This window comes from Streptomyces carpinensis (assembly GCF_002154505.1).
GTDB classification, from domain to species: Bacteria; Actinomycetota; Actinomycetes; order Streptomycetales; family Streptomycetaceae; genus Streptomyces; species Streptomyces carpinensis.
The window spans coordinates 1-14,944 of record NZ_MUBM01000356.1 but is presented as its reverse complement, the minus strand read 5'-3'; the positions used below and the strand labels follow the sequence as shown (position 1 = coordinate 14,944).

The window sequence follows — 14,944 nt, the reverse complement described above, 5'->3', positions numbered from 1 at the left end:
ACGCCGACCCCGCCCGGGCCGCGCGGCGCATCCGGCCCGGGCGGGGTCGGCGTCGGGGCAAAGGACCGCGCTCAGGGCCGAGCCGCTGTGGCGGCCTCTGCCGGTCCTCCCGCCGGTTCTTTCGCCGCTCCTGCCGCCGTCTCCCTCGCCACCGACCTGTTCGCCGACCGGCTCCTCGCCGTGCTCAGCGGGCAGCGGCCCGTCCACTGGATGCTCCGGCACACCGCGGGCCGTGCCTACGACGAACTGGCCCGGCTCGCCGAGCGCGGCCCTCTGCGTGCCCGCGGCACGCGTCCCGTGGTGCGCGACATCGGCTACTACGAGCCCCGCCCGGGCGCCATCGAGGTCTTCGCCCGGATCGGCGCCGGCGAGCAGCTGCGCGCGATGGCCTTCCGGCTGGAACGGGGCCGCGACCGGCGCTGGCGCTGCACGGCGGTGGAGCTGGGTGTCCCCCGGACGCCCGCCGGATGACGAGAAGGGCCGGGCACCCTCGGGTGCCCGGCCCTTCTCGGCCCACTGCTCAGGTCCTCGGTCCGCGGCTCGCCACGGCAGCCGAGGGCCGTCGGCCGTCACTTCTTGCGGCGGCGACCGCCCTTGGCCTGCTTACGGCGCTCCGCGCGCGTGAGGCCGTCGGACTCGGAGCGGACCGGCTCGCCGTCGTGGGCGAACTCGCCCTCCACGATGCCGCCCTCGCCGTCCACCGTCGGCGCGGAGAAGTGCAGGTCACGCCGCTGCGGCGCGTCCAGGCCCTTGGCCCGGATCTCCGGACGGGCGGCCGCCTGCGCGGGCACCACGTCCTGCGGCTCCTTCTCCAGCGACGGCACGACGTCCTCGACCGGGACCTCCTCGACCTGCTGCTCGACCTGGACCTCCAGGTTGAACAGGTAGCCGACGGACTCCTCCTTGATGCCGTCCATCATCGCGGAGAACATGTCGAAGCCCTCGCGCTGGTACTCGACCAGCGGGTCCTTCTGCGCCATCGCGCGCAGGCCGATGCCCTCCTGGAGGTAGTCCATCTCGTAGAGGTGCTCACGCCACTTGCGGTCGAGGACCGACAGCACGACCCGGCGCTCCAGCTCCCGCATGATCTCGGAGCCGAGCTGGGTCTCGCGCGCCTCGTACTGCTCGTGGATGTCGTCCTTGATGGAGTCGCCGATGAACTCGGCCGTCAGACCGGCGCGGTCGCCGGCCGCCTCCTCCAGCTCCTCGACGGTGACCTTCACCGGGTAGAGCTGCTTGAAGGCGCCCCACAGGCGGTCGAGGTCCCAGTCCTCCGGGAAGCCCTCGGCGGTCTCCGCCTGGACGTAGGCGTCGATGGTGTCGTCCATGAAGTGCTGCACCTGCTCGTGCAGGTCCTCGCCCTCCAGGACGCGGCGGCGCTCGCCGTAGATGACCTCGCGCTGGCGGTTGAGGACCTCGTCGTACTTCAGGACGTTCTTGCGGGTCTCGAAGTTCTGCTGCTCGACCTGCGACTGGGCGGAGGCGATCGCGCGCGTGACCATCTTGTTCTCGATCGGCACGTCGTCGGGGACGTTCGCCATCGACATCACGCGCTCGACCATCTGGGCCTTGAACAGGCGCATCAGGTCGTCGCCGAGGGAGAGGTAGAAGCGGGACTCGCCGGGGTCGCCCTGACGGCCGGAGCGGCCGCGCAGCTGGTTGTCGATCCGGCGCGACTCGTGGCGCTCGGTGCCGAGGACGTAGAGCCCGCCGAGGTCCTTGACCTCCTCGAACTCCGCCTTGACCGCCTGCTCGGCCTTCTCCAGGGCGGCGGGCAGGGCCGCGGCCCACTCCTCGATGTGCTCCTCGGGGTCGAGGCCGCGCTGGCGCAGCTCGGCCTCCGCGAGGTCCTCGGGGTTGCCGCCGAGCTTGATGTCCGTACCACGGCCCGCCATGTTCGTCGCGACGGTCACGGCGCCCTTGCGGCCGGCCTGGGCGACGATCTGGGCCTCACGCTCGTGGTGCTTGGCGTTGAGCACCTCGTGCTGGATGCCGCGCTTGCTCAGCTGCTGGGAGAGGTACTCCGACTTCTCGACGGACGTCGTTCCGACGAGGATCGGCTGGCCCTTCTCGTGCTTCTCGGCGATGTCGTCGACGACCGCCTCGAACTTGGCGACCTCGGTGCGGTAGATCAGGTCCGACTGGTCCTTGCGGATCATCGGCTTGTTGGTCGGGATCGGGACCACGCCGAGCTTGTAGATCTGGTGGAACTCGGCGGCCTCGGTCATCGCCGTACCGGTCATGCCGGAGAGCTTGTTGTAGAGGCGGAAGAAGTTCTGCAGGGTGATCGTGGCGAGCGTCTGGTTCTCGTCCTTGATGTCCACCCCTTCCTTCGCCTCGATCGCCTGGTGCATGCCCTCGTTGTAGCGGCGGCCGGCGAGGATACGGCCGGTGTGCTCGTCGACGATCATGACCTCGCCGTCGATGACGACGTAGTCCTTGTCGCGCTTGAAGAGCTCCTTGGCCTTGATGGCGTTGTTCAGGTAACCGACGAGCGGGGTGTTCACCGACTCGTAGAGGTTGTCGATGCCCAGCCAGTCCTCGACCTTGGTGACGCCGGACTCGTGGATGGCGACCGTGCGCTTCTTCTCGTCGACGTCGTAGTCGCCGGTCTCCTCGACACCCTTCAGGGGGTTGCCCGCCTCGCCCTTCTTCAGGCGGGTGACCAGCTTGGCGAAGTCGCCGTACCACTTCGTGGCCTGGTCGGCCGGGCCGGAGATGATCAGCGGCGTACGGGCCTCGTCGACCAGGATGGAGTCGACCTCGTCGACGATGGCGAAGTTGTGGCCGCGCTGCACCAGCTCGTCCTTCGACCAGGCCATGTTGTCGCGCAGGTAGTCGAAGCCGAACTCGTTGTTCGTGCCGTAGGTGATGTCGCAGCCGTACTGCTCGCGGCGCTGGGCCGGCGTCATGTTGGCGAGGATGCAGCCGACGCTCAGACCCAGGAACTTGTGGACGCGGCCCATCATCTCGGAGTCGCGCTCGGCCAGGTAGTCGTTGACCGTGACGATGTGGACGCCGTCTCCGGAGAGAGCGTTCAGATAGGCGGGCAGGGTGCCGACGAGCGTCTTGCCCTCACCGGTCTTCATCTCGGCGACGTACCCCATGTGGAGGGCGGCGCCGCCCATCATCTGCACGTCGTAGTGGCGCTGGCCGAGGACGCGCTTGGCGGCCTCGCGCACGGTGGCGAACGCCTCCGGCAGCAGGTCGTCCAGTGTCTCGCCGTCGGCGTAGCGCTGCTTGTACTCATCGGTGAGGGCCCGCAGCTCGGCGTCGGAGAGGTCGACGAAGTCCTCTTCGATGGAGTTGACCTGGTCCGCGATGCGGTGCAGCTTGCGCAGGATCTTGCCTTCGCCTGCACGCATGATCTTCGAGAGGACGGACACGGGGGTTGGTCTCCTTGCCGGTCGGGCCTGGGACGGTCGGTTTCCATTTGACTTGACTGAGCAACGGCCATCGTATGCGAGGACCCCGCCAAGCCGGGAGTGCCTCCGCGAGGGCACCCCTACGCTGCTTCGCGTCGCCTTCGCGGTCGTCTTCAGAATCCACCTTCACAGGGGACAACGGCCAGCAGGCGCGGATGGTGCCGCGCCCCCGACACGAATTGCGCGATTCGTGATCGCCCGCTCACCCATGGCGAAAATGATGGCGTCCCATCCCGGCCCCGAGCAGAATCGGCCGATGGAACCCGTCACGCTCACCACGGACCGCCTCGTCCTGCGCACGGTCGACCGCCAGGACACCGACGCCGTCTACGCCGCCGCGCAGGATCCCGACATCCAGCGCTGGACCACGATCCCCTCCCCTTACCTTCAGGAGCACGCAACGGGCTTCACCGAGCAGATGGTCCCGGACGGCTGGGCCGACGGGTCGATGTTCACCTTCGGTCTCTTCCTCCCCGGGCCCGCGGGGGACCTGGTGGGCATGCTCGGCGTGACCAGGCGCTCGCTGGGCGAGGCCGAGGTCGGCTACTGGGGGACCAAGGAACACCGCGGCAACGGCTACATCACCGAGGCCGTCCGCGCCGCCGCCCGCTGGGCCTTCACCGATGTCGGCGTCGACCGGCTGGAGTGGCGCGCCGAGGTCGGAAACCACGCCTCCCGCGCGGTGGCCGAACGGGCGGGCTTCACCGTGGAGGGCACCCTGCGCTCGGCGATCAACAACAAGGGGGTGCGGCGGGACTGCTGGGTGGGCTCCCTGCTGCCGTCGGACCTGGAACTGCCGTCGACGGCGCCCTACCTGCCCGCCCGCCGGCCACAGGGTGAGCCGACCGCAGGATGAGAGGGGGCGGGCGGAGGAAGCAAGAAGGTCGGACCACCCGGGCGAAGGGGTCAGGCCGGACGGCACGGGGCAGGGGCAGGCGGGCCCGGGGGGTGAGCAGGTCGGCCACGGAGGAAGAAAGGGAGCCTGCCAGGGGGCGGCGGGGGCCCCGCAGGGGAAATGGGCAGGTCGGCCCCCACTGTCAGTGCCGGGCTCTATCGTGCCGACCATGACGACCGCCCCGCGTCCCGCCTTCGACCTCTCCGCGGACGAAGCCCGCCGTATCGCCCTGCGCGCCCAAGGCTTTCTCGGTGCCCCCGACCGCAGATCGGGGGTCCGCGGCGTCCTGCGCCACCTGGGCGCAGTCCAGTTGGACACCATCTCCGTCCTCGCCCGCTCCCACGAGCTCATCCCCTACGCCCGCCTCGGCGCTACCGGACGCAGGGCGGTCGAGGACGCCTACTGGAAGGGCACCCACGCCTTCGAGTACTGGTCGCACGCCGCGTGCATCCTCCCCATCGAGGAGTGGCCCCACTTCGCCTTCCGCCGCCGCGCCTACCGAAACCGGCCGCACTGGAACCACGAGCTGCCCGACGGCGCCTACGAGCAGGTCATCAAGCAGCTGACCACCGAGGGGCCGCTGACGGCCACCGAGCTGGGCGGGGCCAAGCGGACCAGCGAGTGGTGGGACTGGTCCGGCTCCAAGGTCGCCGTCGAGCGCGCCCTGATGTACGGCGAGGTCGTCTGTGTCGAGCGCCGCGGCTGGAAGCGGGTGTACGACCTCGCCGAGCGCGCCGTACCCCCGGAGCTGCTGCACGACGAACTGGACGACGCCGAGTGCCTGCGCCGCCTGGTCCGGCTGGCCGGGAAGTCCCTGGGTGTGGGCACGCGCGCGGACATCGCCGACTACCACCGCCTCAAGGGCGAGCAGTTCGAGGCGGTGATAGCGGACTCCGGCCTCGTCCCGGTCACGGTGGAGGGCTGGGGCAAGCCGGCCTGGGCGGACCCCGCGGCACTCGCGGCACCGCCGCGCGGCCGCCATCGCACCACGCTGCTGTCCCCCTTCGACTCCCTGATCTGGGAGCGGGCGCGCACCGAACGGATCTTCGGCTTCAGCCACCGCCTGGAGGCCTACGTCCCCAAGCCCAAGCGGGTCCACGGCTACTTCGCGATGCCTGTGCTCGCCGGGGGCCGGCTCGTCGGCCGCGTGGACCCCGCCCGTGAGGGCCGCACCCTCGTGGCCAAGCAGGTCACCCTGGAGGGGGCCCGGTCCGTGCCCGCGGTCGCCCAGGCGCTCGTCGAAGCGGCGAGCTGGGTGGACTGCACAGACGTACGGGTCGAACGGGTGGACGCTCCCGAACTGCGTGAGCCCCTCGCCCGGGAACTCGCCCGCGCGCTCGGCTGAGCGTCAGCGGATCTCCAGGATCTTCTCCCGCATCGCGTACACCACCGCCTCCATCCTGGAGTGCAGCTGAAGCTTCTCCAGGATGTTGCGGACGTGGTTCTTCACGGTGTTCTCCGAGATGAACAGCTCCTTGGCGATGTCCCGGTTGTTCATCCCGGTGGCGACGAGCTTGAGGACCTCCAGCTCCCGGTCGGTCAGCCGGGGCGCGGGGACCAGACGGCGCTCGTCGGTGCGCTGGATCATCGACTTGAACTCGGTGAGCAGCTTGGAGGCCATGGACGGGCTGATCTGCGACTGGCCGTCGGCCACCGCGCGGATGGCGGTGGCCACCTCGTCCGTGGAGATCTCCTTGAGGAGGTAACCGGTCGCGCCCGCCTTGATGGCGTCGTAGAGGTCGGCCTCCTCGTCGCTGATCGTCAGCATGATGATCTTCGCGCTGGGGGCGACCTCCTTGATGGAGGTGCAAGCCTCGATCCCGCCCCGCTTGGGCATCCGTACGTCCATCAGCACGATGTCGGGCAGCAGGTCGGCGGCCTTGTCGACGGCCTCGGCGCCGTCGCCCGCCTCGCCGACGACCTGGATGTCCTCCTCGGCGGCGAGCACGATCTCCAGGCCGCGGCGGAAGAGGGCGTGATCGTCCACGACAAGGACTCTGATCGGCTCCTTGCGGGATGCGCCCGCCTCCGGGCCCATGCCGACGACAGCGCCGTCGGCGTCCTCGTCCCGGATCGGTCCGAAGCTGTCCGTCATCGTTGTTCCTCCCCCTGAGGCTGTGGCCTGGTGTGCGGTGCCGTGGCCAACCCAAGGCAACGGCCCGTCGGTTGAGCCGTTGCGGCCATGATTCCATGTCCGGCCGACACTGCGGTGACCAAGCGGTGCCCCTGGGGTCGCACGCCGGTGCCCCTGGGGGCGCACGCCCGCGCTCCAGGGGCACCGGCTCAGCTGTCGGCCGGGTGGGTCAGCCGCCGAGTGTGCCGCCCGCCTCGGGAGAGTTCTCCTGAGCGATCATCGTGTCCGTCCTGAGGTGGATCACGCCGTAGTCGTAGGCGTGCCGCCGGTAGACGACGCTGGGTTCCTTGGTCTCGGAGTCGACGAACAGATAGAAGTCGTGCCCGACCAGCTCCATCTCGTAGAGCGCCTGGTCGAGGGTCATCGGAGCGGCGACATGGGTCTTCTCGCGGACGACGAGGGGCCCCTCCCCCTGCACCTCGAGCGAGCCGACCCGCTTGGTGGGCACCTGGCCCGCTTCCTCTTGCGCGGCGGTCAGCCCGCTTCCGTTCAGCGTCGCCGCGCCCGGGACGTGGTCGGCGACCTCGGCCGCCGGGATCCGGCGCGCACCGCGCCGCGAGAAACGCTTGTCGTGCTGCTTGCGCAGCCGGGCCCCCAGCTTCTCCGCCGCCATGTCGAGTGCAGCGTACGGATCGCTGGCCGCCGCCTCCGCCCGGATCACCGGACCGCGGGAGCGGAGCGTGATTTCCACTCGGTCGCTTCGGTCGGCCTGTCGGGGGTTGGGCTCCTTGGACACCTCGACGTCGAGGCTGATCACCTTGCCATCGAGCTTCTGGATCTTCTCCAGGTTCAGCTTCTCGGCCACGTGCTTGCGGAACCGCTCGGGCACCTCGGTCTTGCGGCCCTTGACGACGATGTCCACGCAGAACTCCGTTCCCGGATCGCTCCGCATCGACGGCGGAGCATCTCCCTTTTGCACCCGGTTCCGGTGACGCCCGGAACCTCGGACTCGGTGACGTCCACCTCCTCCTCCCCCGTGGGCGAGATCTCCACCCTGCCGCTCGGGTGATGGTCGGGAAACCCGCGCACCCGCAAACCGCGAACCCGCGGCACGGCATTCGGATATGACGGGAACGGCCTGCGCCTTTCCCTCACACCCGAACATATCTCGCCCGGCCGGATGGCGTCACCCTCTACCGGGGCGTACCTCCGTTCAGGTGAATTGACCCTTTCATTACCTGCAACGACGGAAGTTCGAAGTCAGTTCCGGCCTATTCCGAAAGAATCCGGTGAGGCCGCGACGACGGCCGCGCAGAGCACCTGACCGGCACCGTACGCACCCGCCAATTCCGGTGCGCCATACACCGGGTTCCTCTCCTCCCGCCGTGATCCCGCGTTCCGTTCCCCCATCTCTTCCCGGGCCTGCGTCCCGTACACAGCCGATGTCACCGCCCGCGCCGCCTCGCTCAGCGAGGCGCCCGTCGTCATCAGGTCGTCGACCAGCACGACCGGCCCGCCTCGCAGCAGCCGGGCGCCGTTCGCGACCACCTCCAGCGCGCCGGCGAGGTTCTCCAGCCGCTGCCGGGAGCCCAGCCCCGACTGGTCGGCCACGGCGCGCCGCTGCCGCAACACGGCGAGCGCCCGGGCCGGCGTCCCGGACCGGCGTAGTTCACCCGCCGCCGCGAGCGCGATCCGACGCACCGGATCATGCCCGCGGGCACGCACCGCACCCCGCGCGGACGGCACGGGCACGAGCAACACGGGCCCACCGCCCCGGGGAGCACCCGGGTACCCACCTGAGGTCCGGCTCAGCCCTGCCCGCACCGCATCCGCCAGTGCCGCGCCCAGCGGGGCCGCAAGGGCCAGCGCCCCCCGTTCCTTGTGGGCGAGGAGGGTCGCTCGCACCTCGTCCGCATACGCGGCCGCCGCGTGCACGACCGGCAGGCCGGGCGGCTCCGGCAGCGGGCGCACCCGGCGCGGCGCGGGCCCGCCGAGGGCGGCACGGCACTCGGGACAGAGCACCGTGCGCGGCCTGCCACAGCCTGCGCACTCGGCCGGAAGTACCAGGTCGGTGAGGTCACGCCACCACCCGCGCATGACTCCACTGTGCCAACGGCGACGGGCCCCGGCCACCCCTGTGGACAACGTGGGACGGCAGCCTTCGGCGCCTGTGGACAAGTCGTCCGTGACGAAGTCACCTGGGGGAAGTCACCCGGGTCGACCCCGTTCCGGAAGAACGGACCCGGGTCGACCTCATCCGGCACAGACCCGGGCCTGAGTCACCCGGGATAGACAGGCGCCGACCCGTCCTTGACCACCTTCTGCCACTGCGCCCCAGCCGGCATCCGGACGATCCCGTCCACCGAGTACGCCACCAGCGGCAGCCGCTCGTCCTCGGATGCGGCGATCGACCGTACTCCCGTGAGCGCGGCGGGCGCCGGGCCCTCCGGCGTGGATCCGTCGACCTGGACGTACCGCATGGTCTGCACGCCGCCCTGTTCGCGCCCGGCCACCACGAGCCGGCTGTCGCCCGCCCAGGACATGGTCGTCACGTCCTCCAGCTCGGGCGCCGCGGACCGCAGTTCGAGCACGGAGACCATCGGCCGGTCCCCGCTCTTGTCGTCCCGCTCGATCCGCCCGATGAGCAACGACTTCTTGCTGTCCTTGTGCTCCACGACCAGCGCGATGCGCACCCCGTCGGCGGCCACCCGCACGGCGTCGATCCGCCCGTCCAGCCCGGGGACCCGCACGTCGACCGGCTCGCCCGTGCCGTGCTCCAGCACCATCAGCCGCGGCCGGGCCGGGTCACGGTCGGCCACCCACAGGTCGCCCCGCGCATCCCAACTGGGCGGTGTCAGCCGGTCGTTCTCGGTCTTGCCCCCGCTCTGCACCACAGCGTTGCCGAGCGCGCCGCCGGACACCAGCGACCCGACGAACAGCGACCTCTTGTCGTAGCCGACCGCGGCGGCGGTGCGCTCGTCCCACGACACCGCGGCCGAGCTGAGCTTCTGGACGCCCTCGCCCAGCGCGCCCGGCACCGGGTCCGCCTCGGTACCGGTGCCGTCGGCGATCCGCACCAGTCGGCGCCTGTCGTCGAGGAAGTACAGGTACGCGGGCCGCTTCATCGAGCCGCGCGTGGCGAAGGTCTCGGCATGCTCCTCGTCGAGCGTGCACATCGTGCTGCCGTCGGCCCGCTGCAGGGCCACCGTGTCCACGGTGGGCGTCAGGTTCCGCAGCGTGAACAGCAGTTGGGTCGCCATCTCCCCGCACTGGTGCCGGCCGGCCCGGGACGCCTTCTCGTTGAGGGGAACCGTCAGCTTGTTCTGGTCGTCGGGGGTCAGCGTGGTGACGCCCTCGCGCAGTGCCGTGCCGGTCGGGAAGCTCGACCTGACCACCTGCCCGAGCCAGTGCGTGGGCCCCTTGAGGACGGAGCGCACCATCTGTGTCATCGCGTCCACCCGCCGCCGCACGTAGACGGGATCGGCGACCGCCGTCACCGGCGTCGCCGGCTCCGCCCCGGTGTTGGACGCGAAGTAGTACTTGTTGACGGACACGTAGTTGCGCTGGAAGTCGGACTGCCCCATGACGACGCCCCGCGGCGGCCCGTCGATGCGCCACTGGCCGCTCTTCTTCTCCCGCGTCAGGTGCACCGGCTGGCTGTACTGCCCGCCGAGGGGCGTATACGACTGCTGGCCGTCGACCTTGGCCATCCGGCTGCCGGTGAGCGTGAACGCGAAGGCGTCGGTGTCCTCGTGTCCCGTCGCACGGTCGACCTCGATGTCCGGCCCGTTGGCCAGCACCGTGGTGGACTGCTCCGGCCGCCAGTCCCGCGCGGCCCGGCCGGTCAGGTACTGGCGTGCCGTCGCGTACTGCGGGTCGTCGCTGGTCAGCGCCTCCAGGAAACCCTGCACGATCTCCGAGGGCGGGGCGTTGTCCCGGGGCGGCATGGCGAACACCCGTACCTCCGTGTCCTGCCGCGGGGTGGACTCCACGTCCCGCAGATCCCCGCTGTCGGGCATCGAGGCGCAGCCCGCCAGCAGTACGACCCCACAGGCGGCGTACGCCACCGCGCGCATCGGCCGACGCCGCGCGCCCCCCTCGCGGTCAGCGCCCACGAAATGCCTCCCCTTGCTGCTTCGGCTCCCCTGCCCCGGCTCCCTCCGGGTCCGTGGAGCTCGCGGTGTCGTTGCCCGCCGAATCCATGGGCGCGGCCGCCGGCCTGGACATCGACGTGGTGTCCGGCCTGCGCGCGCCCGAGGCGGGGCGGGGCACCACACGCGCGCCGCTGCCGGGCAACGCGGTCGGGTCGGCCGTGGGGGTCACCGCGGCCGACCTGGCCGCTATCGGGTCCCGGCCGTCCCGGCCCGGTATCGCCGTCCGGTCGCCGGCCTGCATGGGCACGGTGGCCAGCTTGTCGCCGCCGCGCGGCAGACCGGCGTCGTCGAGTCCCCGGTTGCGGCGTGAGTCCTTGGGCTCCAGAGGTATCGGCGAGCCCCGCAGCGGCTCGTCCGCCGTCCTGGGAAGCGTCAGCCGGAACTGCGAGCCGCCGCCCGGCTCGCCCCACGCCTGCAGCCAGCCACCGTGCAGCCGGGCGTCCTCCAGGGCGATCGACAGCCCCAGGCCCGTACCTCCGGTGGTACGCGCGCGCGCCGGGTCGGCCCGCCAGAAACGGCTGAAGACACGCGTCGCCTCGCCCGGCTTGAGCCCGACGCCGTAGTCACGCACGGCGACGGCGACCGCGCCGCCCGCCGCGGCGAGCTTGACGACGACGTCCCGGCCCTCGCCGTGCTCTACGGCGTTGACGACGAGGTTGCGCAGGACGCGCTCCACACGCCGCGCGTCGGCCTCGGCGACGACGGGCTGCTGGTCGCCGACGACACGGATCCGCGTGCCCTTGCGCTCCGCGAGCGGTTCGGCACCGCTGACCACCCGCCGTACGACCTCGCGCAGATCGATCGGCTCGGCCTCCAGCGCCGCCGCGCCCGCGTCGAAACGGCTGATCTCCAGCAGGTCCGCCAGCAGCGACTCGAACCGGTCCAGCTGGTCGGCGAGCAGTTCCGCCGACCGTGCGGTGACCGGATCGAAGTCCTCACGGGCCTCGTGGATGACGTCGGCGGCCATCCGTACGGTCGTCAGCGGGGTGCGCAGCTCGTGCGAGACGTCGGAGACGAACCGGCGCTGCATCCGCGACAGGTCCTCCAGCTGGTTGATCTTCAGCTGCAGGTTCTGCGCCATCTTGTTGAAGGCCTCGCCCAGGCGGGCGATGTCGTCCTCGCCGGTGACCTTCATCCGCTCCTGCAGGCGCCCGGCCGAGAGCCGCTCGGCGATCCCGGCGGCCATCCGAACCGGCGTGACCACCTGCCGGACCACCAGCCAGGCGATGGCCCCGAGCAGGACCACGACGAAGAGACCGGCCGTCGCCAGGGTGCCCTTGACCAGGCTCAGCGACTTCTCCTCCTGGGTCAGCGGGAAGAGGTAGTACAGCTCGTACGGGTCGCCGTTGGGGTCGTTGACCCGCTTGCCGATGACGAGGGCGGGCTGGGGCTGCTTGTCGGTGTCCTTGTAGATGATGCGGGTGTAGCTCTGCGCGGCGGTCACGCTGCCGTTGATCCGTGCCCGCAGGTCGTCGGGCACGCTCACCGTCGGATCGACGCCGCCGGAGGCGCGCGGTCCGCGCCCGCCGCCGCTGTTGCCGTCCGCGGGCAGCGTGACGACGTCGAAGGCGCCCTGGCCACCGCTGGAGAGCGACAGCACGAGCTCGCTCATCCACGAGATGACGTTCTGCGACGAATGGCCGTCCCCCTGGGTGCCGTCGTCGGTGGTACCGGTCGCCGCCTCGTCGGCCTTCTGCTTGGCCACCGCGAAACCACCGGTGGCCTGGCTCTGCGACGCCTTCACCTTCGCGTCGAGCAGGCCGTTGCGCACCTGGCCGATGACGACGAAGCCGAGCAGCAGTACCACGCCGAGCGACATCAGCAGCGTTGTGGCGACGACCTTGAGCTGGATGTTGCGCCGCCACAGCCGCATCACGGGCAGCAGCGGCCGGCGCACCCAGCGCAGCAGCAGACGCAGCACCGGGCTGCCCTGCACTCCGCCGTGCAGCAGCCCGCCCTCCAGGAAACGCCCCCAACGAGAACCCGCGCTCTTCCGGCCGACAGGCCGCCCCGCGCGGGCCCCGGTCCGTCCGGGTGCCGAAGCGGCACTGTCCCCGGACATGTCAGCTGGGCCCGGCCTTGTAGCCAACGCCTCGGACGGTCACCACGATCTCCGGCTTCTCCGGGTCCTTCTCCACCTTGGAGCGCAGCCGCTGCACATGCACGTTCACCAGGCGGGTGTCGGCCGCGTGGCGGTAGCCCCACACCTGTTCCAGCAGCACCTCACGGGTGAACACCTGCCACGGCTTGCGGGCGAGGGCGACCAGCAGGTCGAACTCCAGCGGGGTCAGCGCGATCGACTGCCCGTCCCGCTTCACGGAGTGCCCGGCCACATCGATGACGAGGTCACCGATGGCCAGCTGCTCCGGAGCGGGCTCCTCCGACCGGCGCAGCCGCGCCCGGATACGGGCCACGAGCTCCTTCGGCTTGAACGGCTTCACGATGTAGTCGTCGGCGCCGGACTCCAGTCCCACGACGACGTCGACGGTGTCGCTCTTGGCCGTCAGCATCACGATCGGCACGCCGGACTCCGCCCGGATCAGACGGCACACCTCGATGCCGTCGCGCCCGGGCAGCATCAGATCCAGCAGCACCAGATCAGGCTTGGTCTCCCGGAAGGCCGCCAGCGCCTTGTCGCCGTCGGCGACGAAAGACGGCTCGAAACCCTCGCCACGCAGCACGATCCCGAGCATCTCGGCCAGTGCGGTGTCGTCGTCGACGACAAGGACTCGTCCCTTCATAAACGACATCATCCCATTCTCGTAACGGTGGCGAAGATCCAGGTGAGGCAGCTCACTGGCCTGTGACGATAGTCGTATCGAGCCGTCACTGTCTGCCTCCGGACCACGAACGGGCACGGGAAGGGGAAGGGGAAGGCGGACGCTAGTCCACCGTCGGCTGCCGCGAGCGGGAGCACAGCTCGGCCAGACCCTTGGCGGTCACCGGCGAGACCGTGCCCTCCTCGGTGACGATCGCCGTCACCAGCTCGGGCGGGGTCACGTCGAACGCCGGGTTGTAGGCCGGGGTGCCGAGGGGCGCGACCGGGATGCCGCCGCCCCCGCCCATGACCGGAACCTGAGGGGCGACGATGTCGGTCACCTCGTAGCCCGGCCGCTGCTCGACCTCGATCGAGGCCGCGTCCGGGGTCCCCAGGTCCACCGTCGTCACCGGGGCCACCACGATGAAGGGCACATGGTGGTACCGGGCGAGCACCGCGAGCGGATAGCTGCCCACCTTGTTCGCCACCGATCCGTCCGCCGCGATGCGGTCCGCACCGATCAGCACCGCGTCCACCTCACCCGCCGCGAACAGCGAACCCGCCGCGTTGTCGGTGAGCAGGGTGTACGGCAGATCGTTGCGGGCCGCTTCGTACGCCGTCAGCCGGGCGCCCTGGAACAGCGGCCGGGTCTCGTCCACCCACAGCCGCCGCAGCCGTCCCGCCCGGTGCGCGGCGAGCGCCACCGCGAACGCCGTCCCCTCCCCACCCGACACCAGCGACCCGGTGTTGCAGTGGGTGAGGATGCGGTGCCCGCCACCAGACTGCAGCTCGTCCAGCAGCGCCAGCCCGTGCTCGGCCATCCGGTCACTGGCCCGGGCGTCCTCCTGATGCAGTTGCCGTGCCGCGGCCAGCGCCGCCGACGCGGCCTGCCGGGAGTCGCCGGTCTTGGCGAGCGCGGCCTGATGGGCGGACTGCGCCCGGCGCACGCCGACGGAAAGGTTCACCGCGGTGGGCCGGGCACCCGCCAGCGCGGTCGCCGCGTCGTCCACGTCGAAACCACGTGCGGCGGCGAGCGCGACACCGTACGCCCCGGCGATGCCGAGCAGCGGCGCCCCGCGCACGGCCAACGCACGGATCGCCTCCACCAGCGCGGGCGCGTCCGTGCACACCAGCTCCATCTCCTCGGCGGGCAGCCGCGTCTGGTCGAGGAGGACCACGACCGGCCCCTCGGGCGGCTCCTCCCAGCGGATGACCGGGATCCCCGCCGGCCGGTTGTCTCCACGGGTCTGCGCGTACTGATCAGCCATGCCGTCAGTGTTCCCCGTATCGCACGGACAATGGAAGCCACGCAGCCCCTACCGCGGCAGGTCACTCGAACACCACCCCATGGCACGATGGCTGCCAACCTGCAGCCGCGACCGCGGACGGGCACCGTGAAGGAGCGACGATGAAAGACACTCCGGGCTGGGCCTCGCCCGGATCCGCCCCGTCCGACGGGCAGGAACCCGGCGCGTCCGGTCCTGCCGACCGGCCCGACCCCGCACAGCCGGCACAGCCCGAGCAGCCCGCGGACCAGCCGGGCACCCAGCCGCAGAGCCCCGGCGTGAAGTGGTCCGAGCAGCAGCCGCCACCGGGGCAGTGGTCCGCGCCCACAGGTGCCCCGGCCCCGGGCCAGGC

At 71.0% G+C, this 14,944-nt stretch carries 11 protein-coding genes and 1 pseudogene; 4 read left to right on the top strand and 8 right to left on the bottom strand.

All coding sequences use genetic code 11. The annotated features are described in order from the left end of the window. The coding region (locus tag BZY54_RS37890) for an Rv3235 family protein (RefSeq protein ID WP_244217530.1) at positions 1–471 on the top strand (471 nt) is incomplete at its 5' end. A 98-nt stretch (positions 472–569) separates the two neighbouring features. Here BZY54_RS37890 and secA read toward each other — a convergent pair. Beyond that, positions 570–3,386, bottom strand: a complete 2,817-nt coding sequence (secA, locus tag BZY54_RS37885) for a preprotein translocase subunit SecA (RefSeq protein WP_086729882.1) — start codon at positions 3,384–3,386, stop codon at positions 570–572. 295 nt (positions 3,387–3,681) lie between these two features. Between secA and BZY54_RS37880 the strand changes: the two genes are divergently transcribed. Continuing rightward, a complete protein-coding gene (locus tag BZY54_RS37880) occupies positions 3,682–4,281 on the top strand; it encodes a GNAT family N-acetyltransferase (protein ID WP_086729881.1) in 600 nt (199 codons plus the stop codon). A 208-nt stretch (positions 4,282–4,489) separates the two neighbouring features. Next, positions 4,490–5,665 carry a winged helix-turn-helix domain-containing protein gene (locus BZY54_RS37875; RefSeq protein ID WP_086729879.1) on the top strand — a complete coding sequence of 392 codons (1,176 nt, stop codon included), beginning with the start codon at positions 4,490–4,492 and terminating at the stop codon, positions 5,663–5,665. Positions 5,666–5,668: 3 nt separating this feature from the next. On the opposite strand, the gene BZY54_RS37870 is transcribed toward BZY54_RS37875, so the two are convergent. From BZY54_RS37870 to mtnA, 7 genes are all read right to left on the bottom strand, one after another. After that, a complete protein-coding gene (locus BZY54_RS37870; RefSeq protein ID WP_086729877.1) occupies positions 5,669–6,415 on the bottom strand; it encodes a response regulator in 747 nt (248 codons plus the stop codon). A gap of 208 nt (positions 6,416–6,623) precedes the next feature. Then, positions 6,624–7,316: a ribosome hibernation-promoting factor, HPF/YfiA family gene (gene hpf, locus BZY54_RS37865; protein ID WP_086729885.1), complete on the bottom strand. Its 693-nt coding sequence runs from the start codon at positions 7,314–7,316 to the stop codon at positions 6,624–6,626. Between the two features lie 338 nt (positions 7,317–7,654). Then, positions 7,655–8,491 (bottom strand): ComF family protein, encoded by an 837-nt coding sequence (locus BZY54_RS37860; protein ID WP_086729876.1) that lies wholly within the window; start codon positions 8,489–8,491, stop codon positions 7,655–7,657. A 182-nt stretch (positions 8,492–8,673) separates the two neighbouring features. Beyond that, on the bottom strand, positions 8,674–10,509 hold the full coding sequence (locus BZY54_RS37855; protein ID WP_086729875.1) for an LpqB family beta-propeller domain-containing protein: 1,836 nt from the start codon (positions 10,507–10,509) through the stop codon (positions 8,674–8,676). Beyond that, positions 10,499–12,610 carry an MtrAB system histidine kinase MtrB gene (gene mtrB / locus BZY54_RS37850; RefSeq protein WP_086729874.1) on the bottom strand — a complete coding sequence of 704 codons (2,112 nt, stop codon included), beginning with the start codon at positions 12,608–12,610 and terminating at the stop codon, positions 10,499–10,501. The genes BZY54_RS37855 and mtrB overlap by 11 nt, the downstream gene beginning before the upstream one ends. Position 12,611: 1 nt before the next feature. Next, entirely contained in the window at positions 12,612–13,301 is a 690-nt protein-coding gene (gene mtrA / locus BZY54_RS37845) for a two-component system response regulator MtrA (RefSeq protein ID WP_003975799.1), read from the bottom strand. A gap of 130 nt (positions 13,302–13,431) precedes the next feature. Further along, a complete protein-coding gene (gene mtnA / locus BZY54_RS37840; protein WP_086729872.1) occupies positions 13,432–14,574 on the bottom strand; it encodes an S-methyl-5-thioribose-1-phosphate isomerase in 1,143 nt (380 codons plus the stop codon). Between the two features lie 140 nt (positions 14,575–14,714). Between mtnA and BZY54_RS37835 the strand changes: the two are divergent. After that, positions 14,715–14,944, top strand: a pseudogene (locus BZY54_RS37835) (hypothetical protein); the annotation flags it as partial.

Coding starts and splice junctions, on each gene's coding strand:
- BZY54_RS37880 (WP_086729881.1), top strand. CDS start 3,682: ATGGAACCCGTCACGCTCACCACGGACCGCCTCGTCCTGCGCACGGTC.
- BZY54_RS37875 (WP_086729879.1), top strand. CDS start 4,490: ATGACGACCGCCCCGCGTCCCGCCTTCGACCTCTCCGCGGACGAAGCC.
- BZY54_RS37870 (WP_086729877.1), bottom strand. CDS start 6,415: ATGACGGACAGCTTCGGACCGATCCGGGACGAGGACGCCGACGGCGCT.
- BZY54_RS37860 (WP_086729876.1), bottom strand. CDS start 8,491: ATGCGCGGGTGGTGGCGTGACCTCACCGACCTGGTACTTCCGGCCGAG.
- mtrB (WP_086729874.1), bottom strand. CDS start 12,610: ATGTCCGGGGACAGTGCCGCTTCGGCACCCGGACGGACCGGGGCCCGC.
- mtrA (WP_003975799.1), bottom strand. CDS start 13,301: ATGATGTCGTTTATGAAGGGACGAGTCCTTGTCGTCGACGACGACACC.
- mtnA (WP_086729872.1), bottom strand. CDS start 14,574: ATGGCTGATCAGTACGCGCAGACCCGTGGAGACAACCGGCCGGCGGGG.